A 22,597-nucleotide genomic window follows, 5' to 3' on the forward strand; every position below is an offset into this window, starting at 1 on the left:
GCGGGACGCGGCGCGGGGGCCGGCGGCGGCGGCGGCGCGGCGACAGGTGCGGGCGGCGGCGGTGCAGCCTCTTCGGTGGCGGTCCCGCTCTGTGGGCCGAGCATGCGGCGGCGCTTCACTTCGACCACGACGGTGTTCGAGCGTCCGTGGCTGAAGCTTTGCTTCACCTTGCCGGTCTCGACCGTGCGCTTCAGCCCCAATGGCTGGCGCATTCCGAGTTTCGGCTTGTCGTTTTCGGTATCGCTCAAGTCTCTAATCCTGTCGTTCTTCGTCGTTCGTTCAGATCGCCGCAAGGCCCGATGCGCCTTGCGAGCGGGTTTCGCAAGGCTATGGGGCCGGGTCGGGTCCGATAAAATGGAGCAGTCGGTCGAGTGCTTCGCGCACCCGCCCCGCTGCTCGTGGGTCGGTCAGGCCTGCATGTACCACATTTTCGCGGCCAAGCGCCAAGGACAATATGGTGCGTGGGAACGGCAATGTGAACCCCGTGTCCCCGGAGCCCTCACGATCAGTGCCGACGCGCAACGCCTGGTCGAGCTTGCGCGAGCCGTCCGCCCCAGCGTCAGCAGCGTGCAGCAGCAGGTGCAGCTTGCCCATCCGGCCCGCCTTTTCGATCCGCTCGCCGCCGATCACCACATAGCCGGCCTTGGCCTCCAGCCCGAGCCGATCGAGGAACGCGCGTTCGAGCTGCGCCACGATGCGCGCGCCAAGATCTTCGGGGATGTTGAGGTCGCTCGTCTTGAACGCCCGCGACAGCGCGCCGCGCAGCTGCTTGCCGCTCGCCTCCAGCGTCGCGCGGTCGACGCCGATCCATGCCCCGCGCCCCGGGGCCTTGGCACGAACGTCGGGCAGCACATCGCCATCGGGCGACACGGCAAGCCGGATCAGCCCGTCGCGAGGCTGACCCTCGCGCGAGAGGATACAGGTGCGGATGGGACCCCCATCCGCACGCTGACCGTCCGTCAGTTCAACCGGGCGCTCATTGTTCGGAGTCCGCAACAGCGTCCTCCTCGCCTGCCGAGGCAGGTTCTTCGTCCGCGAACCAGTGTGCACGGGCCGCCATGATGATCTCGTTGCCCTGCTCGTCGGTCAGACCGTACTCGCCGAGCACGCCGCCCTTGTCCTGCTCGCGCACTGGCGCTGCCGGGCCATCGCCACGGCGACGCGGTTCGGCGCGCTTCTTGGCGACCAGTTCGTCGGTGGCGAGATCGGCCAGATCGTCGAGCGTCTTGATCCCGGCCTTGCCCAGTGTGACCAGCATCGCTTCGGTCAGATACGGCATGGTCGCCAGATCGTCCTCGACGCCCAGCGCACGGCGGGCCTCGCGGTTTGCCTCTTCGCGGCGCTCAAGTGCCTCGGCGGCGCGGCTCTGCAGCTCCTGCGCGAGGTCGTCGTCAAAGCCTTCGATGCTCGCCAGCTCGTCGATTTCGACATAGGCGACCTCTTCCAGCTGGCTGAAGCCTTCGGCAACCAGCAGCTGGGCAAGCGTCTCGTCGACGTCGAGTTCGTTCTGGAACATCTCGCTGTTGGCGACGAATTCCTGCTGACGCTTCTCGCTCGAATCGGTCTCGGTCATGATGTCGATCGCCTTGCCGGTCAGCTGGCTGGCGAGGCGGACATTCTGGCCGCGACGGCCGATGGCAAGGCTCAGCTGATCGTCGGGCACGACCACTTCGATGCGGTCATCCTCTTCGTCGATGACGACGCGCGCGACGTTCGCCGGCTGCAGCGCGTTGACGACGAAGGTCGCGGTGTCGGGCGACCACGGGATGATGTCGATCTTCTCGCCCTGCATTTCCTGAACGACCGCCTGCACGCGGCTGCCCTTCATGCCGACGCAGGCGCCGACCGGGTCGATCGAGGAATCGTGCGAAATCACGCCGATCTTGGCGCGCGAACCCGGGTCGCGGGCAGCGGCCTTGATCTCGATGATCCCGTCATAGATTTCCGGGACTTCCTGCGCGAACAGCTTCTTCATGAAGTCGGGATGCGCGCGGCTCAGGAAGATCTGGGGCCCACGCGTTTCGCGCACGACCTTCAGGATCAGGCTGCGGACGCGGTCGCCGACGCGCACCACTTCGCGCGGGATCTGTGCGTCGCGGCGGATCACGCCTTCGGCACGGCCCAGATCGACCACGACATGGCCGAACTCGACGCGCTTGACGACGCCGGTGATGATCTCGCCCTGGCGGTCCTTGAACTCTTCATACTGGCGCTCACGCTCGGCGTCGCGGACCTTCTGGAAGATGATCTGCTTGCTTGCCTGCGCCTGGATGCGGCCGAATTCGATCGGCGGCAGCGGATCGACGATGAAGTCGCCGACCTTGGCATCCTTCTGGATCTTCTGCGCGCCCTTGAGGTCGACCTGCTTGAAATAGTCGTCGACGGCCTCGACCACCTCGACCACGCGCCACAGGCGCAGGTCGCCGGTCATCGGGTCCAGCTTGGCGCGGATGTCGTTCTCGACGCCATAGCGATTCTTGGCGGCACGCTCGATCGCGTCCTCCATCGCCTCGATGACGATCGCCTTGTCGATCATCTTCTCGGACGCCACCGAATTGGCGATGGCGATCAGCTCGGCCTTGTTGGCGGAAATGGCGGTGGCCATCAGTCCTGTTCCTCTGCTTCGAATTCGTCCGCGCCCTCGGTCGAGAGCGGCTTGGTTGCGGCGATCAGCCGGTCGGTGATCAGGAGCTTGGCATCCTCGATCTTGCCGAACGGCACTGAATAAGTGACGCCCTGCGCGTCGGTAATCGCGACCACCTCACCGGTCACACCGGCAAGGTCGCCCTTATATTGTTTGCGCCCGTCGACCTTCTCGCTGAGCGTGATGCGGGCTTCATGCCCCTTCCAGTCCGCGAAATCCTTGAGCCGGGTCAGCGGCCGGTCGATGCCGGGCGAGCTGACCTCCAACCGGTACGCTTCGGGGATCGGATCGCGGCCTGCCTCTTCGAGTTCATCGAGCCGGTCGGAGATGCGGCGCGACAGGTCGGCGCAATCGTCGATGTTGAGCTGACGCGTGTCGGGCCGCTCCGCCATCACCTGCAGCGTACGGTCGCCCTCACCGCCAAACAGCTTGACGCGCACCAGATCGAAGCCGAGCGCACGTGCCTCGGGCTCGATGATTGCGGTCAGGACTGCCAGATCGGTCAACGCTCAAAACTCCAACTGCACCGGATACACCCCGTCGCCGCCGGACCCGGTGGGTCCGACCTCGCCAAGGTTGCCAATGTCGAGAACGGCCTCCCTATACGCGCACGCCGCACAAACGGCAAGCCGTTCGAGTCTGCTCCTTGCGACCCCTTTTCGCGCGCCGCTTCGCATGCAACATCGTCGCATCTCGCGCGTTGCGCGCACAGTTTCTGGGAGGATTTGATGCGCCTGTTACCGATCGCCGCCGTGCCGTTCGTCCTGATCGCCTGCACCACGGCCCAGCCCGGCAACAGCCAGGAAAGCGTCGCCGCATCCGGCGCGCTGCCTTTCACCGTGACCCCGGTGGCCGATTTCGACGCGCCCTGGTCGATGACCTTCCTGCCCGACGGGCGCATGCTGGTGACCGAAAAGGCCGGCAAGCTGATCATGGTCAGCGCCGACGGCAAGACCAAGACCGAAGTGACCGGCGTCCCCGCAGTCGACAGCGCCGGGCAAGGCGCGCTCAAGGAAATTCTGCTCGCGCCGGACTATGCGAAGAGCAAGCGCGTCTATTTCAGCTTTTCCGAGGCCGGGCAGGGCGGCAAGGGCGTCGTCCTTGCCCGCGCGGTGCTGACCGACGGCACTGCGCCAACGCTGACCAATGTCGAGCGGCTGTTCCAGGCCAGCCCCTATGTCGAGGGCAGCGGCCATTATTCGGGCCGCATCGCCTTTGCCCCCGACGGCAAGCATCTGTTCTTCGCCAATGGCGAGCGCCAGAAGTTCGATCCGGCACAGGACCCCAAGTCCACGCTCGGCAAGATGCTGCGCCTCACCCTCGACGGCAAACCCGCCGGCGATCCGGGCCTGACGGCGAAGGGTTTCCACCCGGCCGTCTGGTCCTACGGCCATCGCAACCTGCTCGGCATCGCGTTCGACAGCGCCGGCAATCTGTGGGAGCAGGAAATGGGCCCCAAGGGCGGCGACGAGGTCAATCTGGTCCTGCCTGGCCGCAACTATGGCTATCCGATCGTCTCGGACGGCGATCATTATGACGGGCGCGACATTCCCGACCACAAGACGCGCCCGGAGTTCGAGGCGCCCAAAGTGTCGTGGAACCCGGCAATCTCGCCGGGCGGGCTGATCGTCTATTCGGGCAAGATGTTCCCGCAATGGAAGGGCGATCTGTTCATCGGCGGCCTGTCGAGCCAGGCGCTGGTCCGCGTCGATGTCAACGGTACCAATGCGACCAAGGGCGACCAATGGCCGATGGGTGCCCGCATCCGTGAGGTCGAGGAGGGCCCCGATGGCGCGATCTGGCTGCTCGAAGATGGCGGCCGCGGGTCGGAAGGGCGGCTGCTCAAGCTGACGCGGAAATAACTCTTACCCGATCAGGAAATTCATCCGGGCCGCCGCCACCGGGCGGTCCGGGTCATCCTGCCAGGCGAATGCCTCGACATTCGCAACGCGGTTGCCCAGCCGGCTGACCTTCCCCTGTGCGCGCGTGACCTTTTCGCGCCCGCCGCGCATGAAATCGACGGTGACGTTGACCGGCTTGATCCGTGCGCCTTCGCGATCCTCCGCCGCCAGCGCATGCCGCAGCGCGGCGACCGCTGCCATTTCGAGCAGTCCCGACAGCGCGCCGCCATGGACGAACCCCGGACGCCCCAGCACGCCGCTGCCGAACGGCATGTCGAGGATCGGAGGCCCCTTCCCGCGCTCGATCGTGATGCCGAGCAATTCGGCATAGGGCGGCAGCGCAAAGCTCATGCCGCACCCTCCATGAACATGAAGGTGCCGGCGACATGCGCGACCGGATCGTCGGGATCGCCGTCATGCGCCACTCCGCGCACGAACCCGACCGAGCGGGTCACGCGATAGCATTCACCCCGCCCGATCACCTCACGCCCCGCCACCGCCGGCCGCAGATAATCGACACGCAGGTCGAGCGTCGCATGCGGCAGGAACCCGCCGCGCTTCATCCACACCGCCACGCTGGTCGCCATGTCGAGCAGGGTGATGATCGGCCCCGACGCCAGCACCCCGCGCTCGACATCGCCGATCAGTTTTGGATCGAACGGCAGTGCAAGCTCGCACCAGTCAGGACCGTGAGCGCGATAACGGATGCCCAGCGCATCGCCATGCCCGCCCACCCGGGCGGTGAAAAAGCGTTGGGGGTCAAAGGGGATCGGCGCCGCGCTCATGGCGGTCGCGCTAGCGGGCCGAGTGACGCACGGCAAGCCGGGGGCGAACGCAACATAAAGTCGAATTAACTCAGCCATTGCGACGTCACCGCCTAGCCTGACCCCATCATCAAATGGGGGGCACGACCATGCTGACGCTCGCACTGTCCGACATCGCCACGCTGGGCACTCAGGTCGCGATGCACGGCGCGATCCGCGCTTCGGAAATCGCCGGGGACGAGATTTTCGAGATGATGGTCGCGATCGTCATCATCGTTTACGACACCGCCGCTTGACCAGCCTCGCCCCGGCGGTGTCGGGAGTGCGCGCGCGATCGACTTGCGCCAATGCCGCCTTTGCCGACGCCGTGCGCGACCGCGTTGGCGCCCGGTTCGCCGGGCTTGGTGATGCGGACGCGGTGCAGGAACAAGCCCGCGTGCTGCTGTCCGACAGCGACTGGATCGCCGACCTGATCGCGCCGCTGGTCGATGCCCTGCGCGCCGATCCGTGGTTCGATCCGGCGCTCCGCATGACCCGCGATGCCCTGCGCACGGCGGTGGTGCTCGCCGATCTGCCCAGCGTGACGCTGACCGCGAGCGTCACATCGGCCGCTGCGCTCGCCGGGATCGATCCGCCAAGCACGGTGGTGCTGTCGGGGCGGCGCGCGCTGACCCGGTATGTCCGGGGCGGGGAGGCACAGGTGCGGCGTTGGCGGCTCGCCGATGCCGACCCACGCCGCTGCGTCGAGATTGCGCGCCTCACGCTGCACGACGGTGACCTGATCGAACTGGACGGTCGGCGCGAAGGGCGGCTGATCGTTGCTGCAGCCAGCGACGTCGTTGCCATCACGGCAACTGCCAAGCCGGGCGCCGATCCGCTGATCCACGAATTCGCGATCGCCGATGGCACACCCGTCCGCAGCGCGACCGCCGACGATCGGGCCTCGCGGGCCGAGCTGCTGCTCGCGCTGCTCCGCGCCAGCGGGCGGAGCGATGCGGTGGACAGCTTTGACGCCATGACTCGAGACCCCGCCTTTCACCTGCGCTGGGCGGCGATGCGTGAATGGCTGATGCTTGACGCACGCGCCGCACGGCCCCGGCTGGCCGAAATGGCAGCCAAGGACCCCGACCCGGGCGTGCGCGCCGCGGCGGCGCAAACGCTCAACCGACTCGACGCCCGGATCGCCGCCGCATGACCCGCTTGATCGACCCCGGCATCGGTGGCGCGATCACCCTCGACGACCTGGTCGAGGCGTTAGAAACCACCCCATTCGATCCGCATGACGAGGACAGCTTTGCCGCACTCGGCCCGCTGCTTGCCCGGCTGGGGCGCAACCGGGATTTCCTCGCCGACCTCGCCATCGCCGAGCTCAAGACGCGCTGCGCCGGACAGAGCGCCGCCAACAGCTATGGCGCGCAGGTGTTCCTGCTGCGCCCGCCCAATCGCCGGTTCGTGCTGCGCGCCAACTTCTGGCCGTCGGGCGATGACGGCATCGTCCAGGCGAGCGGCACTGCGCCGTTCGTTTATGGGATGGCGCACGACCATAATTTCCCGTTCCTGACCTATGGCTATCTCGGCCCCGGCTATTGGAGCGATTATTGGGAGCATGATCCCGACCGACCGGAGCAGCCGATGCGCTTCACCGGCCGTCGCCGGATCGAACCAGGGCAGCTGATGCTCTATCGCATGTGCCGCGACGTGCATGCGCAGCTGCCGCCTGACGCCTTTTCGGTCACGCTCAACATCCTGGGGAGCCATCCGTCACATCGCTGGATCGACCAGCATCGCTTCGACCCGGCGACCGGAGCCATCGCCGACGTGCTGACCACCGCGCCGTCGGAGGGGCTGGCGACGATCGCCACGCATCTCGGCGGTGGCAACGGGCTCGACCTGATCGACCACCTCGCCCGCCGCCACCCGCATCCGCGCATGCGCGCGACCGCGCTCGCCGCACTCGCATCGGCGCGACCGGACTGCCCGGAGGCCATGGCGCTGATCGCCCGCGCCGCACCGGATCACCCCGCTTTGGACCCATCTGCGGCAGACAGGGTGCAGCCGATCCGCGCAAAAGCGCCCTGTGGGCCCGGTGATTCTATCCGAAGTCGAGATACCGTGGCTTGACCAGGCCGTGCGCGCGCGGGGCTATCGGCTTGAGATCGGCGATGCGCGCGCCGCGCCCGCACCCCCTGTCGCGGCGATCCTGTGTCGATGGCAGATCGGGCGGGCGATCATGGCCGGGCCCGTCCCACAGATCGCGCTCACGCAGGACCGCGCCGCACTGGTCGCGGCGCTCGAAGCCGGCGCGTCCGACGCCGTGGTTGTTCCAGTCGATCCCGATGAGCTCGCCGCCCGTGTCGATGTCCGGGTGCGGCGCCATGCCGCCACCCCGCTCACGGTCGGCGCGCTGACGCTCGACCCGGTCGCACGCACCGCCATCCGGGCGGGAACGCAGATCGCGCTGGTTCCGCGCGAGTTCGCGCTGCTACGCTACCTAGCCGAGTCGCACGGCCGATTCGTGCCCCGCAGCGAGCTGTTGGAACAAGTCTGGGGACTTCGCTTCGACCCCGGCACCAATGTTGTCGCGGTCCATATTTCCAACCTGCGCGCCAAGCTCGACCGCCCGTTTCCGACCGCGCTGATCGAGGGTCGCAAGGGGCTAGGCTATCGCCTCATCGCCGATTAACGTAAGCGTAAAGCAAGATCGAACGGAGCGGAGCCATGACCGAGCAGCGCGTAACCATCCATATCGCCAACGGCATCGCCGATGTTCGGCTGGCGCGGCCGGACAAGATGAACGCGCTCGACCCGGCAATGTTCGCAGGGATCGCCGACGCGATCGATCAGCTTACCGCCACGCCCGGCCTGCGCGCGGTGGTGCTGTCGGGCGAGGGGCGCGCCTTTTGCGCCGGGCTCGACATGGCGAGCATGGCGGGCGGGGGTACCGATCTCGACATCCACGCCCGCAGCCATGGCGAGGCCAATCTGTTCCAGCAGGTCGCCTGGGGCTGGCGTACCTTGCCGGTTCCGGTGATCGCTGCGGTGCACGGCATCGCGTTTGGCGGCGGCTTCCAGATCATGTCCGGCGCGGACATCCGTATCATGGCGCCGGACACGCGCTGCTCGATCATGGAGATGAAATGGGGCATCGTCCCCGACATGGCCGGGTTCGCGCTGTGGCGCACGACCGTGCGCGACGATGTGCTGCGCGAGCTGACCTATACCGCGCGTGAGTTCGACGCGGCGGAGGCAGCGGCGCTCGGCTTCGTCACACATCTGTCCGACGCGCCCTATGCTGCTGCGATGGACATTGCCGCCGCGATTGCCGGGCGCAATCCCGAAGCGATCCGCGCCGCCAAACGCCTCGCCAATCTGGCCGCCGATGCCAGTACGGGGCCGATCCTGGCAGCCGAAAGCGCCGAGCAGGGCAAGCTGATGCGCTCGCCCAATCAGATGGAGGCGGTGATGGCCAATATGCAGAAGCGCACGCCGACCTTCACCGACTGACTCTTCCAATGCAGCCCCGCGCACGATAAAGGATCGCCATACCCGATATACGAATGAGAGGATGTCCATGCGCGAAGCCGCGATCGTCTCCACCGCCCGGACGGGCATTGGCAAGGCGTATCGCGGCGCGTTCAACGCGACCGAGGCGCCGGTGCTCGCCGCCCATGTGATGAACGCCGCGGTCGAGCGTGCCGGGATCGACCCGGCGCGGATCGACGACATCTTCTGGGGGGTAGGCAATCAATGGGGGACACAGGGCGGCAATGCCGGGCGCATGGCGGTGTTCGCCGCCGGACTGCCGCAGAGCGTCCCCGCCTTCACGCTCGACCGCAAGTGCGGCTCCGGCCTCACCGCGCTCGCGCTGGCGGCGCGCTCGATCATCGCGGGGGATATCGATGTCGCACTGTCCGGGGGCATGGAATCGATCAGCCTGACGGTGACCAAGGACGCGCCGCGCTTTGCCAACCAGTCGGTGCTGGCGAACGAATCCCACGCCTACATGCCGATGATCGAGACGGCGGAGATCGTCGCCGAACGCTATGGCATCAGCCGCGAAGCGCAGGACGCCTATGCCGCGCAGAGCCAGCAGCGCGCTGAAGCCGGACTTTCCAAGGGGGCGTTCGCGGAGGAGATCGCCCCGATCACGGTCGAAAAGGCGCTGTTCGACAAGGAAGGCAACCGCACCGGGAGCGAGACGGTCACGGTGACGCAGGACGAGGGCATCCGGCCCGGCACCACCATCGAAGCGCTGGCCGGCCTCAAGACCGTGTGGAAAGACGGGCAGGTCATCAAGGAAGGCCGCCACATCACCGCCGGCAATGCCAGCCAGCTGTCAGACGGCGCCGCCGCGCAGATCGTGATGGACCGCGCCACCGCGCAGGCCGAGGGCAAGGACATCCTCGGCATCTATCGCGGCTTTCAGGCGGCGGGCTGCGGCCCTGACGAAATGGGCATTGGCCCGATCTTCGCGATCCCCAAGCTGCTCGACCGCGCCGGGCTGTCGGTCGCGGATATCGGCCTGTGGGAACTCAATGAGGCGTTCGCCAGCCAGTGCCTCTATTGCCGCGATCACCTCGGCATCGATCCCGACACGTACAACGTCAATGGCGGCGCGATCGCGATCGGCCATCCGTTCGGCATGACCGGCGCGCGGCTGGTCGGCCATGCGCTGATCGAAGGACGCAAGCGCGGGGTGCGCTGGGTGGTAGTGTCGATGTGCACCGCCGGCGGCATGGGCGCAGCGGGATTATTCGAGATTCCCTGACCCCTTCGACATCGCCCGAACGCTTCGCTAGACGGCACCGATGCAGCTTCGTCTCGGTACCCGCGGTTCGCCGCTCGCGCTTGTTCAGGCCAATATGGTGCGCGATGCGCTGCTCGCCGCGCATGGCTGGGCGCCGGAGCGAATCGAGATCGTGCCGATCCGCACCACGGGCGACCGTGTGCAGGACCGGCCCTTGGCCGAAATCGGCGGAAAGGCGCTGTGGACCAAGGAACTCGACCGCGCGCTGCTCGACCGCGAGATCGACCTTGCCGTCCATTCGATGAAGGATGTCGAGACGATCCGTCCGGAGTCGATCGCCGTCGCCGCGATGCTGCCTCGCGCCGATGTGCGCGACCGGTTGATCGGAGCTGAGTCGATCGCCGCGCTGCCGCAGGGCGCACGCATCGGCACAAGCTCGCCGCGCCGCGCCGCGCAGCTGCGTCGCCTGCGCCCCGACCTGACCATCCTGTCGCTGCGCGGCAATGTCGACACGCGCCGCGCCAAGGTCGCGATGGGTGAGGTTGACGCCACTTTGCTCGCCGCCGCCGGGCTCGACCGGCTGGGCTATGGCGATGTCGGGGTGGCGATCGACATCGATCAGCTGCTCCCCGCCCCATCGCAGGGCGCGGTCGGGATCGAGGTGCGCGCCGACGATTCGACGACCCGCATCCATGTCGCCGCGATCGGCGACGCGCTGACCGAGCGCTGCGTCTGGGCCGAGCGCGCGCTGCTCGCGGCGATCAGCGGCGATTGCCATTCCCCGATCGCGGCGCTGGCGACGGTCGCGCCGGACGGGCTGCGGCTGCGCGCCGAAATCCTGCGCGAAGACGGGGCGGAGCATGTTCGCATCGACCGTAGCGGTCTCTCCGGCACCGCGGAAGAAGCGGTGGACCATGCCCAGGCGCTGCTGGCCGGTGCCTCGCCGCAGCTGCGCCGCCTGTTCGGCCATTGATGCGGCCGATTGCCATTCTGCGCCCGGAGCCAGGCGGAGCGGCGACTGCCGAGCGCGTGCGCGCGGCCGGACTCGATCCGCTGGTGCTGCCGCTCTTTGCGGTTGTCCCGCTTGACTGGACCCCGCCCGATCCCGCCAGCTTCGACGCGCTGCTGCTGACCAGCGCCAATGCCGCGCGGCATGCCGGACCGGGACTGGATGTGCTCGCCCGCCTCCCGGTGCTGGCAGTGGGTCGGGAGACCGCACGCGCCTCCGAACACGCCGGTCTGCGTGTGATCGAACACGGCCAATATGGCGTCGAAACCCTGCTCGCCCGCCAGCCCTGGTCGCAGCGGCTGCTCTGGCTGGCCGGACGCGACCGGATCGCGATCGAGCATCCGGCGATCCGCGCGATCATTCCGGTCTATGCCAGCGAAACCATCGCGATCACCGGAGCGCAGGCGCTGAGCCTGTCCGGCACGGTTGCTCTGGTCCATTCCGCCCGCGCGATGCGGCAATTGGCAGCGCAGCTCGACACTCATCGCATCCCCCGCACATCGCTCCGCATCGCGGCGATCAGCGCGCGCGCCGCCGATGCCGATGGGCGCGGATGGGACCGCGTTGCCATAGCCCCCCGGCCCGACGACACCGCACTGATCGAAGTTGCGCAGCGGCTGGCGATTGACCCTTGAGCGCATCGGGAGAATAAGCAGGCCATGACCCCCGACGCTCCGGTTCCCACCGCCCCCGCGCGCGGCAATTCCATGACGATGATTCTGGTGGCGGGGCTGATTGCCTTCATCGCCGGCCTGGCGGTGATGGCGGTCGTGTACCGCGCTGGCGACTGGTGGGGCCAACCCGCCGTCGCGCCTGCCACAGTCGTCCAGCCGCCGATCTCCGCCGCGCCCGTCACCGCGCCGGGCATGGATGTCGCCACGCTGGCGGCACGCGAACAGGCGCTCGCTGCGCGGCTCGAATCGCTCGATGCGCGGCTCAAGGCGACCGACGCCGACGCCCGCGTCGCGGCCAGCTATGCCGGGCGCGCCGAAGCGATGATGCTGGTGTTCGGTGCCCGCCGCGCGTTGGAACGCGGACAGGAGCTCGGCATCGTCGCAGGTGAACTGCGCCGCCGACTCGGCGCGGCGGAGCCCAACGCGGTGGCGACCGTCGTCTCCGCCTCGGGCGAGCCGATCACGCTGGAGGATCTGCGCGTCGCATTCGACCAGATCGCCCCGCGCCTGTCGACGTCACAGCCCGACGATGGCTGGCTGAGCGCGATCCAGCGCGAGCTGTCCACGCTCGTCATCATCCGCAAACAGGACGCCCCCAGCCCCCACCCGCGCGAGCGGCTGGCGCGCGCGCGTCGTCTGCTGGGACAGGGGCATGTCGAGGCCGCGCTGGCCGAAGTGTCGCGCCTGCCCGGCGCACAGGGCGCGGAGAGCTGGATGGCGGCAGCGGGCCGCTACATCGCGACGCGCCGCGCGCTCGACACGCTTGAGGATGCCGCAATCGAGGGCAAGGCACAGCCGGCGGCAGGCGCGACCGCGCCAGCTGCGCCCGCACAAAAAACCGTTCAGGGAGAGTAAGATGGCCGAGATGGGCCGGTTCGACTGGCAGGATCCGTTCGCGCTCGACGCACAGCTGACCGACGAAGAACGGATGGTCCGCGACGCCGCGCGCGCCTATGCGCAGGAACAGCTGCTGCCGCGCGTCACCCGCGCATTTCTGGACGAATCGTTCGACCGCGAAATCATGCGCGAAATGGGCCAGCTCGGCCTGCTCGGCCCGACGATTCCCGAAACCTATGGCGGCGCAGGCCTTGGCTATGTCGCCTATGGCCTGGTCGCGCGTGAGGTGGAGGCGGTCGATTCGGGCTATCGCAGCGCGATGAGCGTGCAGTCGAGCCTCGTCATGCACCCGATTCATGCGTACGGCACCGAGGAGCAGAAGCGGAAATATCTGCCCAAGCTCGCCAGCGGCGAATGGGTCGGCTGTTTCGGCCTGACCGAGCCCGATGCCGGCAGCGATCCCGCAGGGATGCGCACCCGCGCGACGAAGATCGACGGCGGATACAAGCTGACCGGGTCCAAGATGTGGATCACCAATTCGCCGATCGCCGATGTCTTCGTCGTCTGGGCCAAAAGCGACGCACATGGCGGCGGGATCAAGGGCTTCGTCCTCGAAAAGAGGATGAAGGGCCTTTCGGCGCCCAAGATCGAGGGCAAGCTGAGCCTGCGCGCATCGATCACCGGCGAGATCGTGATGGACGGCGTGGAAGTGGGTGAAGACGCGCTGCTGCCCGAAGTTCAGGGGCTCCAGGGTCCATTCGGCTGCCTCAACCGCGCACGCTATGGCATCGCGTGGGGCACGATGGGCGCCGCTGAAGCCTGCATGCAGGCCGCCCGTCAATATACGCTCGACCGTCACCAGTTCGGCCGCCCGCTCGCCGCGACCCAGCTGGTGCAGCTGAAGCTCGCAAACATGGAGACCGAGATCGCGCTCGGCCTGCAGGCTGCACTGCGCGCAGGCCGGATGTTCGACGAGGGCACGCTGTCACCCGAGGCGATCAGCATCATCAAACGCAACAATTGCGGCAAGGCGCTCGATATCGCCCGCGTCGCGCGCGACATGCATGGCGGCAACGGCATCTCTGCCGAATTCCATGTGATGCGCCACGCGATCAACCTCGAAACGGTCAACACCTATGAGGGCACGCACGACGTCCACGGCCTGCTCCTCGGTCGCGCGATCACGGGCATCGCTGCGTTCTGATGGAGCCGGATCGGCAGCCGCTCCTCGACGGCGAACTGGTCACGATTCGCCCTCTCCAAGAGGGTGATTGGGACGCCCTCTTCGCCGTTGCGTCGGACCCGCTGATCTGGGAACTCCACCCGGCTAACGACCGCTGGCAGGAACCGGTGTTCCGCAAATTCTTCGACGACGCGCTGGCGTGTGGCGGTGGACTCGCGATCCTCGACAAGGCAACCGGCGCGGTCATCGGGTCGAGCCGCTATGACTGCTGGGTGCCGGACGAAGACGAGATCGAGATAGGCTGGACCTTCATCGCGCGGAGCCATTGGGGCGGCACCTATAACCGCGAGATCAAGCGGCTGATGCTCGACCATATCCACCGCTTCGTGAATCGCGTCGTGTTCATCGTCGGGCAGGACAATCTGCGCTCGCGCGGCGCGATGGAGAAGATCGGCGGGCGCCTGATCCCCGGTCGCACCCATCGCGGCGGCGGAAAATCCTTCCCCGACCATGTCGTCTACGAGATTTGCCGCGCATGAAGCCGCTCGCCGGGGTCAAGGTGGTCGAACTCGCCCGCATCCTTGCCGGGCCGTGGTGCGGGCAGCTGCTCGCCGATCTGGGGGCAGAGGTGATCAAGGTCGAGCGCCCCGGCGCCGGCGACGACACCCGCCACTGGGGGCCACCCTTCCTGCATGACAGCGAAGGGGTAAGCCGCGACGCCGCTTATTACCACTCGGCCAATCGCGGGAAGACCGCCCGCTTCATCGATATCACAACCCCGGAGGGTCAGGCCGAAGTTCGCGCACTGGTCGCCGACGCCGATGTCGTGATCGAAAACTACAAGGTCGGCGGGCTAATCAAATATGGCCTCGACCATGCCAGCCTGAGCGCACTCAACCCGCGCCTGATCACCTGTTCGATCACCGGCTTTGGCCAGACCGGTCCCTATGCCCACCGCGCTGGCTATGATTTCATCATTCAGGGGATGGGCGGGATCATGTCGCTGACCGGCGAACCCGATGGCGCGCCGCAAAAGGCCGGGATCGCCTATGCCGACATCTTCACCGGCGTCTATTCCGCCGTCGCGATCCTCGCCGTGCTGCGTCAGCGGGATGCGACGGGAGTTGGCGCGCATATCGACATGGCGCTGCTCGACACCCAGGTCGCAGTGCTCGCCAACCAGGCGCTGAACTGGATGGCCAACCCGGCCAAGGTCCCGCACCGCATGGGCAATGGTCACGCCAACCTCGCCCCCTATCAAGCGTTTACGGCCCGCGACGGCGACCTGATCATCGCGGTGGGCAATGACGGCCAGTTCCGCAAGCTGTGCACCGTCCTCGGCCTCCCCCTGGCCGACGATCCCGATTTCGCGACCAATCCCGCGCGCGTGCGCAACCGCGCGCGCCTGATCGCACCGATTCAGGCGGCAGTTGCCGATTGGACCAAACAGGCGCTGTCCGATGCGCTCGAGGCACAGGGCGTCCCCGCCGGGCCGATCAACACCGTGGACGAGGTGTTCGCCGACCCGCAGGTGATCGCACGCGGCATGCAGATCGCGGCGGAGGGCCTTCCGGGCGTTGCCAGCCCGATCGTGATCGACGGGCAGCGCATGGTGTCCGACCGCGCCAGCCCGGCGCGACCGGTGGAGGATTAAGCTGCCCCCGCTGGATATCGCGGTGGCAGGATGCGGCACTGCCGGGCTGGCCGCAGCCTTGCTGCTCCACCGCGACGGTCATCGCGTCACACTGTTCGAGCGCTTTGAAAGCCCCCGCCCGCTCGGTTCGGGCCTGCTGATCCAGCCGACCGGGCAGGCTGTTCTGCGCGCGCTGGGACTGGAGGCAGAGCTGATCACGCGTGGCGCGTCGGTCACAAGGCTGATCGGCCATGCCGGGAAGCACTGCGTGCTCGACGTGCGCTATGCCGCATTGAAGCACTGTGGCGTCGGGATCGGCGTGCACCGGGCAACGCTGTTCGCGATCCTTCACGATGCCGTGCTGGCCGAGGGGATCGAAATCCAAGCCGGTCGTGCGATCACGGCGTGCGCGGACGGTCGGCTGCACTTCGCGGATGGCCCGCAGACCGCGCGGTTCGACCTGATCGTCGATGCGATGGGCAGCCGCTCCCCGCTCGTCCCCGCGACGCGTCCGTTGGCGTTCGGCGCGCTGTGGGCCGATCTCGACTGGGCGGGCGACTTCATCCCCGATGCGCTCCAGCAACGCTATCGCCGCGCCAGCGTGATGACCGGCGTGCTGCCGATCGGAACGCCGCGCCATGCGACGGGGCCGCGCGCGGCGCTGTTCTGGTCGCTGCGCGGTGATCGCCTCGCCGACTGGCGCGCGACCGGCCTCGCTGCATGGAAGGACGAGCTGCTGGCGCTTTGGCCCGCGACCGCGCCGCTGCTCGACCAGATCACCGATCCCGACCAGCTGACCTTTGCCAGCTACGCGCACCGCACCTTGCGCCAGCCGGTCGAACCCGGCCTGATCCATCTCGGCGATTCCTGGCATTCGACCAGCCCGCAGCTGGGGCAGGGCGCGAACATGGCGTTGCTCGACGCCTATGCCCTCGCATTGGGTCTACGGCGCGCGCGCACCCTGCCCGATGCGCTCGCCGAAACCATCCGCCTGCGTCGCGACCAGATTCAACTCTATCAGCTGCTCAGTCGTTTGCTGACCCCGGTCTATCAGTCCGATGGCGCTGCGATCCCCTGGCTGCGCGACCGGGTAATGGGGCCTGTGTCGAAGCTGTGGCCGCTTACTGCGGCACAGGCGGCGTTGGTCAGCGGGGCGGTGGGTCACCCGCTCGCCCGCCTTGGACTCGCCTTCTGATCCAGTTGCGCAGCGCCCCGGTGTGCGCCTCGGTCCGCGCCGCGAACAGCCACGCCGCGGCGAGCGCCAGTATCAGAATCGCCACTACTGCCAACACAGCCTCACCCCCGGGCGCCAGCCGCGCGTCGCCGACGATCCACCCCGCCGCCAGCGCAATCAATGGGAAGTGGATCGCATAGAGCGAGAAGCTCGCCTGTGCACCAAAGCTGGCGAGCGGGCGCAAAGCGGCGATGCGGGGCGGATCACTGCGCAGCAGTGTAAACAGGAACAGCGCGAAGCTGGCAGCCTCGATCGGATCCTCGACCCCGAAATCACCCGTCCGCCCCCATAGCAATGCGGCGAGGCAAAGCAGCCCGGCCGGAACCGGCGTCCAGCGCGGCAGGCGCAAATCCGGCCAGCGCCGCTCCGCGCCAAGCAACGCCGCGCCGCACAGCCAGCTGAGGAAGCCGAGCGCGATCTCCGGATTGGCGAACGCGATTCCCAACGTCGCCAGCGCAATGCCGGGCCGCCGATAGCGCAGCGCCAGCCAGAGCGCCGGAAACCACAGATAATACCAGAATTCGAACGCCAGGCTCCACAACGGCCCGTTGCTGCCAAAGGGGGGGACGATCAGATGCTGCAGGAACAGCAGATTGCCGACCAGCGCGCGCAGCGTCAGCGATTGCGACAGATCCTGCGTGAACACCCACGCGCCCGTCAGCCCATAGTGCGTGGGCAGCTCCCGCAGATGATAGCCGATCCAATCGAGCATTCCGCCCAACATGAGGGCCGGGACCAGCACGATCCCCAACCGCGCGACCCGGTCGATCAGATAATCGTCCCAGCGCCAACCCCGCTCGGCCCGCGCCGACACGCTGCGCGCGATCCAGTATCCGCTGAGCACAAAGAACAAAATCACCGCCGAATGCGCGAACCCGGCAAGGAAATAGCCGAAATTGACCAGCACCGACGCGGTCGGCCGGTAATCCTCAACCAGCAGCCCCCACAAATGCCCGAACGCGACCGTCACCGCGAGCACCGCGCGCATCGCATCCATATGGAACCACGCTGCGGGCGGCGCAGACTGTTCCCCGGTCGCGTTCAGCCGCGCACCCGTGTCGCCAGCGCCTGCGCCCCGGCGGGCGCCCGCACCTTTCCGCCGTGGATCAGGAACACAAAGGTTTCGCGCGGTGTCGCGGGCGGATCGCCCTCCGCGACATAGGGCAGGCCCGCTGGCCGCCCGCCGGCTGCCCAGCACGTCGCCGCTTCCGCCCAGCGATCCAGCTCGGCCTCGGGATAGCAAAGCGGGTTGTCGTCCTCCCCCGACTCCAGCCGCGCATAGACGAAATCGCCGGTCACATCGGCAATCGCGGGGTATTCGGGCGAGTGGGCATAGACGATCGCGACACCCGCATCGCGGCACATCGCCACGAACTCGGGCACCGCGAAACTCTGATGCCGCACCTGCACCGCATGGCGCAGCGTCACACCATCATGTGATGCGGGCAGCAGCTTCAAGAACGCCCCGAAATCCGCCGCGTCGAACTTCTTGGTTGCCATGAACTGCCACAGGATCGGCCCGAGCTTGTCGCCCAGCTCGACAATCCCCTGCCCCACGAACTTGGCGATCGATTCGCCAGCGTCCGCGAGGACCTTTCTATTGGTGCAATAACGCGATGCCTTGACCGCGAATACGAACCCCTCGGGCACACTCGCCGCCCAGCCGGCAAAGGTCGCGGGCTTGAACCCCGAATAATAGGTGCCGTTGATCTCGATCGCGCCGAGCTGGCGGCTGGCGAACTCCAGCTCCTTCTTCTGCGCGAGACCGTCAGGGTAAAAGGTCCCGCGCCAACGTTCGAAGGTCCAGCCACCGATGCCGGTGCGAATGGGTGCGTGCGTCATGCCGCGTGCTTAGCGCGCCGCTGCCCGCCTCACATCACGAAATACGCGTCCAGGTCTGCGACTTGCAGATAAAGCCGAGCACGCAGCCCTTGCCGATCATCGCATTGCCCTGGACGCGCATCTGGCCGCTAAAGGTGCGGTTCATGTCGGGCACGAACACACGGCCCTTATACTGGCCGGGCGCGACCTGCCGGAATTCTCGAAACAGGTTTGCGCCGACCAGCTTGTCGGTGCCGCCCCTGCGCGCATCGGCCTTGGCCTTGTCGCTCGCCCAGATCACCGTCCCGCACATGCGGTCGTCGCCGCATGGGGTGATGCGGATATGCACGCTGTTACTCGGGTTGCGCCATTCGCTCGACACCAGCTGCGTCGCGCCATTGCCGGCGGCGGTGGCGCCACCCAGCGGCGCGGCCAGCATCGCCAGCCCGGCCACCGCCATCATCCATGCCCGCGGACGCGCCGTGCGCCGCACCGGTCCCTCGATCGTCATGGTCTAAACTCCTGTATGTCCGTCGGAATCGCGCTTCCGCGCGCTGAAATCCTGTTTGAACAGATAATTAGGGGCCAGACCCGGCGCGAAAAGGGCGGGAAGGGGGCAATTTGCGAAACGCCGCGTTCGCGAAGTGTCGCGCGCGGCAATCGGTTCAGCGACATAGCGGATGGTGCTGCCACCGCGGCGACTGGAGCGGGCGAAGGGATTCGAACCCTCGACCCCAACCTTGGCAAGGTTGTGCTCTACCCCTGAGCTACGCCCGCTCTCTGGCGCCATATGTGCCCACTCGCAGCGGAGGGGGCGGGGCAAGGTGGCGGCCTCTAGCAGCGGGTTTGTGGGTCTGCAAGGGGGAAGTTGCGGGATTCGCGATTCCCGCTCAGGGGGTTGGCCCTGAGCCCGCGAGCGCCCAAATAGGGCGCAACGCATTGCTCGAACGACAAGGGATTCGCCGTGGCCACGCTAGGACTTTCCGCCGCCGACAAGGACGCCGTCGAGGCATTTCGCCGCGACATCGCCGAACCGTCGATGACGAAGCTCGTCATCCTCGATTTCTGGGCGGAATGGTGCGGGCCGTGCAAGGCGCTCGCCCCGGTGCTGGAAAAGGTCGCGGCGGACTATGCCGACAAGGGCGTGATGCTCGCCAAGATCGACGTCGACGCGAATCAGTTCATCGCCGCGCAGTTCCAGGTGCGATCGATCCCGACCGTCTATGCGATGTTCCAGGGCCAGCTGGTCGCAGACCTGACCAACGCGCGCACCGAATCGCAGCTCAAGGCGATGCTCGACCAGATCCTGCGCCAGATTCCGGTCGAAAGCGACGAGGCCGCGCAGGCCGCCGAGCTCGAGCCGCTACTGGCGATGGGCGAAGAGGTGCTGGCGGGCGGCGAGACCGAACGCGCGCTGTCGATCTTCGAACAGATTGCCGAGATCGCCCCCGACAATGCACAAGCCGCCGCCGGTCGCGCCCGTGCATTGACCGCGCTCGCGCGACTCGATGAGGCCGCCGCCGTGCTCGCCGCTTTGCCAGATGACGCCGCCAAGGCGCCCGAGGTCGAACGCGCCCGCGCCGCACTCAGCCTGGCACAGGAGGCTCCCGCCGCTGCCGGTGACGATGAACTCGGCGAACTGCGCGCCAAGGCCGCGACCGGCGACATGGAGGCACGCTACGAGCTGGCCGGCGCGCTGATGGGCAGCGACCGTCAGGCTGCGGCCGACACGCTGCTGGCGATGATCGCCGAGGATAAGGAATGGAATGACGGCGCCGCCCGCGCGCGACTGCTCAAGCTGTTCGAAGCGGTCGGGCTCGAGGATCCGTGGGTGTCGGCACATCGCCGCAAGCTGTCCGCGATCCTGTTCGGATGACCGCATTGGCGACCGGCACGCGCCTCTCGATCTTCCCGCTGCCCGGGGCGCTGCTGTTCCCCGGCATGCATTTGCCGCTGCATATTTTCGAGCCGCGCTACCGGGCGATGGTCAATGACAGCCTTGCCCGCGACCGCCGCATCGCGATGATTCAGCCCAAGGGGGGCGGGGACAAGCCGCCCTTGTTCGAGATCGGCTGTGTCGGCCGCATTGCCGATGTCGAGGCGATGGAGGATGGCCGCTTCAACGTGGTGCTGGAGGGGCTGTCGCGCTTCCGGATCTTGCGTGAGCTGGAGGTGACCACCCTGTTCCGCCAGGTCGAGGCCGAGCTGATCGCCGACCCGGTCGACGAAACCCTGTCGATGGGTGCCCGCGCCGCACTCGAACTCGAATCGCGCCGCTTTGCCGAGGTGCAGGGCTATGCCGTCGACTGGGAAGCGGTCGCGCGGCTCGATGACCAGAATCTCGTCAACGGCATCGCCCAGATCGCCCCCTTCGACCCCGCCGCAAAACAGGCGCTGCTGGAAGCCGACACCATCGCCGACCGCGCCGAGCTGATCATCCAGCTGATGCAGTTTTTCGGCCGGCACGAGGGGGAAGAGGGGACGTTGCAGTGACCCGTTCCCCTCGCGTCGTCCCGGACTCGACCCGGGACAGGGCTTTTCTTTGCGAGCGGCGAACGCCAGCCATGAAGGGGGCTAAAGGAAGTGGTCAAGCTAGTCCTCGGAGCGGAGCATGACCTCGCGCTCACCAACACTCTGCTCGATGTGCTTCGCGAATTGGGCGCGGAGGAAGTTTTCCGAAACTGGGGCGTAGCCGGCTCTCAGGAAATCAATACCTTACAGTACAAGCTCGACGGAACGCCGCTGACTGTCGAGGCCGAAACCTACATCGGCCTGTCGCTCTCAGGTGACGAGCTGGCAATTCAGTCGATTGTTGACCGCGTCAGAGACCGCAAGCGAGGCTAACGCCTCACGCATCCACTCCAAGAAGCCCAGCCCCGGCTCAAGGCCGGGGCGACGGTGGTAATGATCTACGCCATCTCCCCATGCAGCAATCGCGGCACCTTGCCCGATTCGCCGCGTGCTTCGGCCATGAACCAGTTTTTCAGCGTCGGCACCTTGTCCACCGCCGACAGCCCGAACCGCCGCGCCGCGTTCGCCGCGCCGCCCGGAAGGCCGAACAGATGCGTCAGCGCGTCGGTGGCGATGCTGACCATCATCGTGTCGAGGCTGCGCCAGCGTTCGTAGCGCGACAGCAGGGCGGGATCGCACATGTCGAGCCCCAGCCTTTTCCCCTCGACCAGCACCTCGACCAAAGCTGCCACGTCGCGGAAGCCGACATTGACCCCCTGCCCCGCAATCGGGTGGATGCCGTGCGCGGCGTCGCCGACCAGCGCCAGCCGCTCCGCCGTGATCTTCGCGGCATGGTGGAAGCCGAGCGGATAGCTGAAGCGCGGCCCAAGCGGCCCGAGCTTGCCGAGGAACCCGCCCATCTTCTTGTCCGCCTCGGCGAGAAAGCCGCGTTCGGACAGCTTCATCATCCCCGCCTCTTCGCTGCGCTTCACCGACCACACGATCGCCGAACGGTGGCCGTTTTCGTCATCACGCAGCGGAAGAATCGCGAACGGCCCCTGCGGGTAGAAGATCTCGAACGCGGTATTCTCGTGGCTATGCTCGTGATGGAGCGAGGTCACGATCGCCGCGTGATCGTAGTTCCAGCGCGCCACCCGCAGCAGCGCGGCGTCGCGCGTCGGCGATGCACGCCCCTCAGCGCCGATCAGCAATTGCGCGCGCACTGTCTCACCCGAATCAAGCGTCGCGGTGACACCAGCCGCGTCGCGCTCGACCGACACCGCGCGCGTCTTCATCCGCACATCGGCCAGCGGCGCACGCTCCGCCGCCGCCATCAGCGCCCGGCGCAGGTCGCGATTCTCGAACATCGTGCCGAGCGCGCCCTCCCCCTCCTGCGGATCGAAATCGAGCTTGCCGGGCTTCAACCCATCCGACACGCGAATGCTCTCGATCGGGCACCCCTTGCCCGCCAGATCATCGGCGAGGCCGATTGCCTCCAGCATGCGCAGCGGCGCGGCGGCGATGGCGGATGCGCGCCCGTCATGGCTGGCCGCCAGGATTGCGTCCGGGTCCGCCGGGTCGATCACGATGCTGGAGATGCCATGCGCGTCGAGCGCCACGGCAAGCGCGCTCCCGACCAGTCCGCCGCCGAGAATGAGAAGGTCTGCCTGGGTCATATCCCGCAGTTAGGCGCTCGCTC

The 22,597-nt window shown here is 67.3% G+C and carries 27 protein-coding genes and 1 tRNA gene; 17 read left to right on the forward strand and 11 right to left on the reverse strand.

Annotated features, from left to right (window positions below):
* The 4 genes from KYX69_RS13420 to rimP form a co-directional block, all read right to left on the reverse strand.
* On the reverse strand, window positions 1-248 hold a 248-nt coding region (locus tag KYX69_RS13420), incomplete at its 3' end, for a translation initiation factor IF-2 associated domain-containing protein (protein WP_300498191.1).
* A 79-nt stretch (window positions 249-327) separates the two neighbouring features.
* Window positions 328-963 (reverse strand): DUF448 domain-containing protein, encoded by a 636-nt coding sequence (locus tag KYX69_RS13425; RefSeq protein ID WP_300498410.1) that lies wholly within the window; start codon window positions 961-963, stop codon window positions 328-330.
* A 13-nt stretch (window positions 964-976) separates the two neighbouring features.
* Window positions 977-2,605: a transcription termination factor NusA gene (gene nusA / locus KYX69_RS13430; protein WP_300498193.1), complete on the reverse strand. Its 1,629-nt coding sequence runs from the start codon at window positions 2,603-2,605 to the stop codon at window positions 977-979.
* Window positions 2,605-3,150 (reverse strand): ribosome maturation protein RimP, encoded by a 546-nt coding sequence (gene rimP, locus KYX69_RS13435; RefSeq protein WP_300498195.1) that lies wholly within the window; start codon window positions 3,148-3,150, stop codon window positions 2,605-2,607. Before rimP ends, nusA begins: the two co-directional genes overlap by 1 nt.
* Before the next feature lie 222 nt (window positions 3,151-3,372).
* Here rimP and KYX69_RS13440 point away from each other — a divergent pair, with 222 nt between their 5' ends.
* Window positions 3,373-4,506: a PQQ-dependent sugar dehydrogenase gene (locus KYX69_RS13440; protein ID WP_300498197.1), complete on the forward strand. Its 1,134-nt coding sequence runs from the start codon at window positions 3,373-3,375 to the stop codon at window positions 4,504-4,506.
* Window positions 4,507-4,509: 3 nt separating this feature from the next.
* On the opposite strand, the gene KYX69_RS13445 is transcribed toward KYX69_RS13440, so the two are convergent.
* Both KYX69_RS13445 and KYX69_RS13450 read right to left on the reverse strand, forming a co-directional pair.
* Window positions 4,510-4,896, reverse strand: coding sequence for a PaaI family thioesterase (locus KYX69_RS13445; protein WP_300498199.1), 387 nt, complete (start codon window positions 4,894-4,896; stop codon window positions 4,510-4,512).
* A complete protein-coding gene (locus KYX69_RS13450) occupies window positions 4,893-5,330 on the reverse strand; it encodes a PaaI family thioesterase (RefSeq protein ID WP_066658351.1) in 438 nt (145 codons plus the stop codon). Before KYX69_RS13450 ends, KYX69_RS13445 begins: the two co-directional genes overlap by 4 nt.
* Window positions 5,331-5,443: 113 nt before the next feature.
* Here KYX69_RS13450 and KYX69_RS13455 point away from each other — a divergent pair, with 113 nt between their 5' ends.
* The 13 genes from KYX69_RS13455 to KYX69_RS13515 all read left to right on the forward strand — a co-directional run bounded on the left by KYX69_RS13455 (window position 5,444) and on the right by KYX69_RS13515 (window position 16,587).
* On the forward strand, window positions 5,444-5,605 hold the full coding sequence (locus KYX69_RS13455; protein ID WP_300498201.1) for a hypothetical protein: 162 nt from the start codon (window positions 5,444-5,446) through the stop codon (window positions 5,603-5,605).
* Window positions 5,602-6,504, forward strand: a complete 903-nt coding sequence (locus tag KYX69_RS13460; RefSeq protein ID WP_300498203.1) for a hypothetical protein — start codon at window positions 5,602-5,604, stop codon at window positions 6,502-6,504. Before KYX69_RS13455 ends, KYX69_RS13460 begins: the two co-directional genes overlap by 4 nt.
* Complete coding sequence (locus tag KYX69_RS13465; RefSeq protein WP_300498205.1) at window positions 6,501-7,430, forward strand: transposase; 930 nt, start codon at window positions 6,501-6,503, stop codon at window positions 7,428-7,430. The genes KYX69_RS13460 and KYX69_RS13465 overlap by 4 nt, the downstream gene beginning before the upstream one ends.
* A 7-nt stretch (window positions 7,431-7,437) precedes the next feature.
* The gene (locus tag KYX69_RS13470; RefSeq protein ID WP_300498206.1) at window positions 7,438-7,992 is read left to right on the forward strand and encodes a response regulator transcription factor; all 555 of its coding nucleotides are present in this window, start codon (window positions 7,438-7,440) and stop codon (window positions 7,990-7,992) included.
* Window positions 7,993-8,027: 35 nt separating this feature from the next.
* Entirely contained in the window at window positions 8,028-8,813 is a 786-nt protein-coding gene (locus KYX69_RS13475) for a crotonase/enoyl-CoA hydratase family protein (RefSeq protein ID WP_300498208.1), read from the forward strand.
* Window positions 8,814-8,880: 67 nt separating this feature from the next.
* Window positions 8,881-10,077 (forward strand): acetyl-CoA C-acyltransferase, encoded by a 1,197-nt coding sequence (locus KYX69_RS13480; RefSeq protein ID WP_300498210.1) that lies wholly within the window; start codon window positions 8,881-8,883, stop codon window positions 10,075-10,077.
* A 40-nt stretch (window positions 10,078-10,117) separates the two neighbouring features.
* Window positions 10,118-11,029 (forward strand): hydroxymethylbilane synthase, encoded by a 912-nt coding sequence (hemC, locus tag KYX69_RS13485; RefSeq protein WP_300498211.1) that lies wholly within the window; start codon window positions 10,118-10,120, stop codon window positions 11,027-11,029.
* Entirely contained in the window at window positions 11,029-11,700 is a 672-nt protein-coding gene (locus KYX69_RS13490; protein ID WP_300498213.1) for a uroporphyrinogen-III synthase, read from the forward strand. The genes hemC and KYX69_RS13490 overlap by 1 nt, the downstream gene beginning before the upstream one ends.
* Before the next feature lie 24 nt (window positions 11,701-11,724).
* Window positions 11,725-12,594, forward strand: coding sequence for a hypothetical protein (locus KYX69_RS13495; protein ID WP_300498214.1), 870 nt, complete (start codon window positions 11,725-11,727; stop codon window positions 12,592-12,594).
* A 1-nt stretch (window position 12,595) separates the two neighbouring features.
* Window positions 12,596-13,780, forward strand: a complete 1,185-nt coding sequence (locus KYX69_RS13500) for an acyl-CoA dehydrogenase (protein WP_300498215.1) — start codon at window positions 12,596-12,598, stop codon at window positions 13,778-13,780.
* Window positions 13,780-14,298, forward strand: coding sequence for a GNAT family N-acetyltransferase (locus tag KYX69_RS13505; RefSeq protein WP_300498217.1), 519 nt, complete (start codon window positions 13,780-13,782; stop codon window positions 14,296-14,298). Before KYX69_RS13500 ends, KYX69_RS13505 begins: the two co-directional genes overlap by 1 nt.
* The gene (locus KYX69_RS13510; RefSeq protein ID WP_300498219.1) at window positions 14,295-15,413 is read left to right on the forward strand and encodes a CaiB/BaiF CoA-transferase family protein; all 1,119 of its coding nucleotides are present in this window, start codon (window positions 14,295-14,297) and stop codon (window positions 15,411-15,413) included. Before KYX69_RS13505 ends, KYX69_RS13510 begins: the two co-directional genes overlap by 4 nt.
* A 22-nt stretch (window positions 15,414-15,435) precedes the next feature.
* A complete protein-coding gene (locus tag KYX69_RS13515) occupies window positions 15,436-16,587 on the forward strand; it encodes an FAD-dependent oxidoreductase (protein ID WP_367280208.1) in 1,152 nt (383 codons plus the stop codon).
* Here KYX69_RS13515 and KYX69_RS13520 read toward each other — a convergent pair.
* The 4 genes from KYX69_RS13520 to KYX69_RS13535 all read right to left on the reverse strand — a co-directional run bounded on the left by KYX69_RS13520 (window position 16,538) and on the right by KYX69_RS13535 (window position 19,224).
* Window positions 16,538-17,623 (reverse strand): acyltransferase, encoded by a 1,086-nt coding sequence (locus tag KYX69_RS13520; RefSeq protein WP_300498220.1) that lies wholly within the window; start codon window positions 17,621-17,623, stop codon window positions 16,538-16,540. The two genes, KYX69_RS13515 and KYX69_RS13520, sit on opposite strands and share 50 nt — an antisense overlap.
* A gap of 44 nt (window positions 17,624-17,667) precedes the next feature.
* Entirely contained in the window at window positions 17,668-18,468 is an 801-nt protein-coding gene (locus KYX69_RS13525) for a DUF72 domain-containing protein (protein ID WP_300498222.1), read from the reverse strand.
* A 34-nt stretch (window positions 18,469-18,502) separates the two neighbouring features.
* Complete coding sequence (locus tag KYX69_RS13530) at window positions 18,503-18,958, reverse strand: DUF2147 domain-containing protein (RefSeq protein WP_300498224.1); 456 nt, start codon at window positions 18,956-18,958, stop codon at window positions 18,503-18,505.
* A 191-nt stretch (window positions 18,959-19,149) separates the two neighbouring features.
* A tRNA-Gly gene (locus KYX69_RS13535) sits at window positions 19,150-19,224 on the reverse strand.
* Between the two features lie 187 nt (window positions 19,225-19,411).
* On the opposite strand from KYX69_RS13535, the gene KYX69_RS13540 reads away from it, so the two are divergent.
* From KYX69_RS13540 to KYX69_RS13550, 3 genes are all read left to right on the forward strand, one after another.
* Window positions 19,412-20,323, forward strand: coding sequence for a tetratricopeptide repeat protein (locus KYX69_RS13540; RefSeq protein WP_300498226.1), 912 nt, complete (start codon window positions 19,412-19,414; stop codon window positions 20,321-20,323).
* On the forward strand, window positions 20,320-20,940 hold the full coding sequence (locus KYX69_RS13545; RefSeq protein WP_300498228.1) for an LON peptidase substrate-binding domain-containing protein: 621 nt from the start codon (window positions 20,320-20,322) through the stop codon (window positions 20,938-20,940). The genes KYX69_RS13540 and KYX69_RS13545 overlap by 4 nt, the downstream gene beginning before the upstream one ends.
* A gap of 90 nt (window positions 20,941-21,030) precedes the next feature.
* Window positions 21,031-21,291 carry a hypothetical protein gene (locus KYX69_RS13550; RefSeq protein WP_300498230.1) on the forward strand — a complete coding sequence of 87 codons (261 nt, stop codon included), beginning with the start codon at window positions 21,031-21,033 and terminating at the stop codon, window positions 21,289-21,291.
* A gap of 65 nt (window positions 21,292-21,356) precedes the next feature.
* Here the strand turns inward: KYX69_RS13550 and KYX69_RS13555 are convergent, their stop codons facing one another.
* The gene (locus KYX69_RS13555; RefSeq protein WP_300498232.1) at window positions 21,357-22,574 is read right to left on the reverse strand and encodes an FAD-dependent monooxygenase; all 1,218 of its coding nucleotides are present in this window, start codon (window positions 22,572-22,574) and stop codon (window positions 21,357-21,359) included.
* Window positions 22,575-22,597 lie beyond the last annotated feature (23 nt).

Source organism: Sphingomonas sp., assembly GCF_030145815.1.
Classification (GTDB): domain Bacteria; phylum Pseudomonadota; class Alphaproteobacteria; order Sphingomonadales; family Sphingomonadaceae; genus Sphingomonas.

Bases quoted from the DNA above. Each gene is read 5' to 3' on its own strand.
- nusA (WP_300498193.1), bottom strand. From the start codon at position 2,605: ATGGCCACCGCCATTTCCGCCAACAAGGCCGAGCTGATCGCCATCGCC.
- KYX69_RS13440 (WP_300498197.1), top strand. From the start codon at position 3,373: ATGCGCCTGTTACCGATCGCCGCCGTGCCGTTCGTCCTGATCGCCTGC.
- KYX69_RS13445 (WP_300498199.1), bottom strand. From the start codon at position 4,896: ATGAGCTTTGCGCTGCCGCCCTATGCCGAATTGCTCGGCATCACGATC.
- KYX69_RS13450 (WP_066658351.1), bottom strand. From the start codon at position 5,330: ATGAGCGCGGCGCCGATCCCCTTTGACCCCCAACGCTTTTTCACCGCC.
- KYX69_RS13455 (WP_300498201.1), top strand. From the start codon at position 5,444: ATGGGGGGCACGACCATGCTGACGCTCGCACTGTCCGACATCGCCACG.
- KYX69_RS13465 (WP_300498205.1), top strand. From the start codon at position 6,501: ATGACCCGCTTGATCGACCCCGGCATCGGTGGCGCGATCACCCTCGAC.
- KYX69_RS13475 (WP_300498208.1), top strand. From the start codon at position 8,028: ATGACCGAGCAGCGCGTAACCATCCATATCGCCAACGGCATCGCCGAT.
- KYX69_RS13480 (WP_300498210.1), top strand. From the start codon at position 8,881: ATGCGCGAAGCCGCGATCGTCTCCACCGCCCGGACGGGCATTGGCAAG.
- hemC (WP_300498211.1), top strand. From the start codon at position 10,118: ATGCAGCTTCGTCTCGGTACCCGCGGTTCGCCGCTCGCGCTTGTTCAG.
- KYX69_RS13490 (WP_300498213.1), top strand. From the start codon at position 11,029: ATGCGGCCGATTGCCATTCTGCGCCCGGAGCCAGGCGGAGCGGCGACT.
- KYX69_RS13495 (WP_300498214.1), top strand. From the start codon at position 11,725: ATGACCCCCGACGCTCCGGTTCCCACCGCCCCCGCGCGCGGCAATTCC.
- KYX69_RS13500 (WP_300498215.1), top strand. From the start codon at position 12,596: ATGGCCGAGATGGGCCGGTTCGACTGGCAGGATCCGTTCGCGCTCGAC.
- KYX69_RS13505 (WP_300498217.1), top strand. From the start codon at position 13,780: ATGGAGCCGGATCGGCAGCCGCTCCTCGACGGCGAACTGGTCACGATT.
- KYX69_RS13510 (WP_300498219.1), top strand. From the start codon at position 14,295: ATGAAGCCGCTCGCCGGGGTCAAGGTGGTCGAACTCGCCCGCATCCTT.
- KYX69_RS13520 (WP_300498220.1), bottom strand. From the start codon at position 17,623: ATGGATGCGATGCGCGCGGTGCTCGCGGTGACGGTCGCGTTCGGGCAT.
- KYX69_RS13525 (WP_300498222.1), bottom strand. From the start codon at position 18,468: ATGACGCACGCACCCATTCGCACCGGCATCGGTGGCTGGACCTTCGAA.
- KYX69_RS13530 (WP_300498224.1), bottom strand. From the start codon at position 18,958: ATGACGATCGAGGGACCGGTGCGGCGCACGGCGCGTCCGCGGGCATGG.
- KYX69_RS13545 (WP_300498228.1), top strand. From the start codon at position 20,320: ATGACCGCATTGGCGACCGGCACGCGCCTCTCGATCTTCCCGCTGCCC.
- KYX69_RS13555 (WP_300498232.1), bottom strand. From the start codon at position 22,574: ATGACCCAGGCAGACCTTCTCATTCTCGGCGGCGGACTGGTCGGGAGC.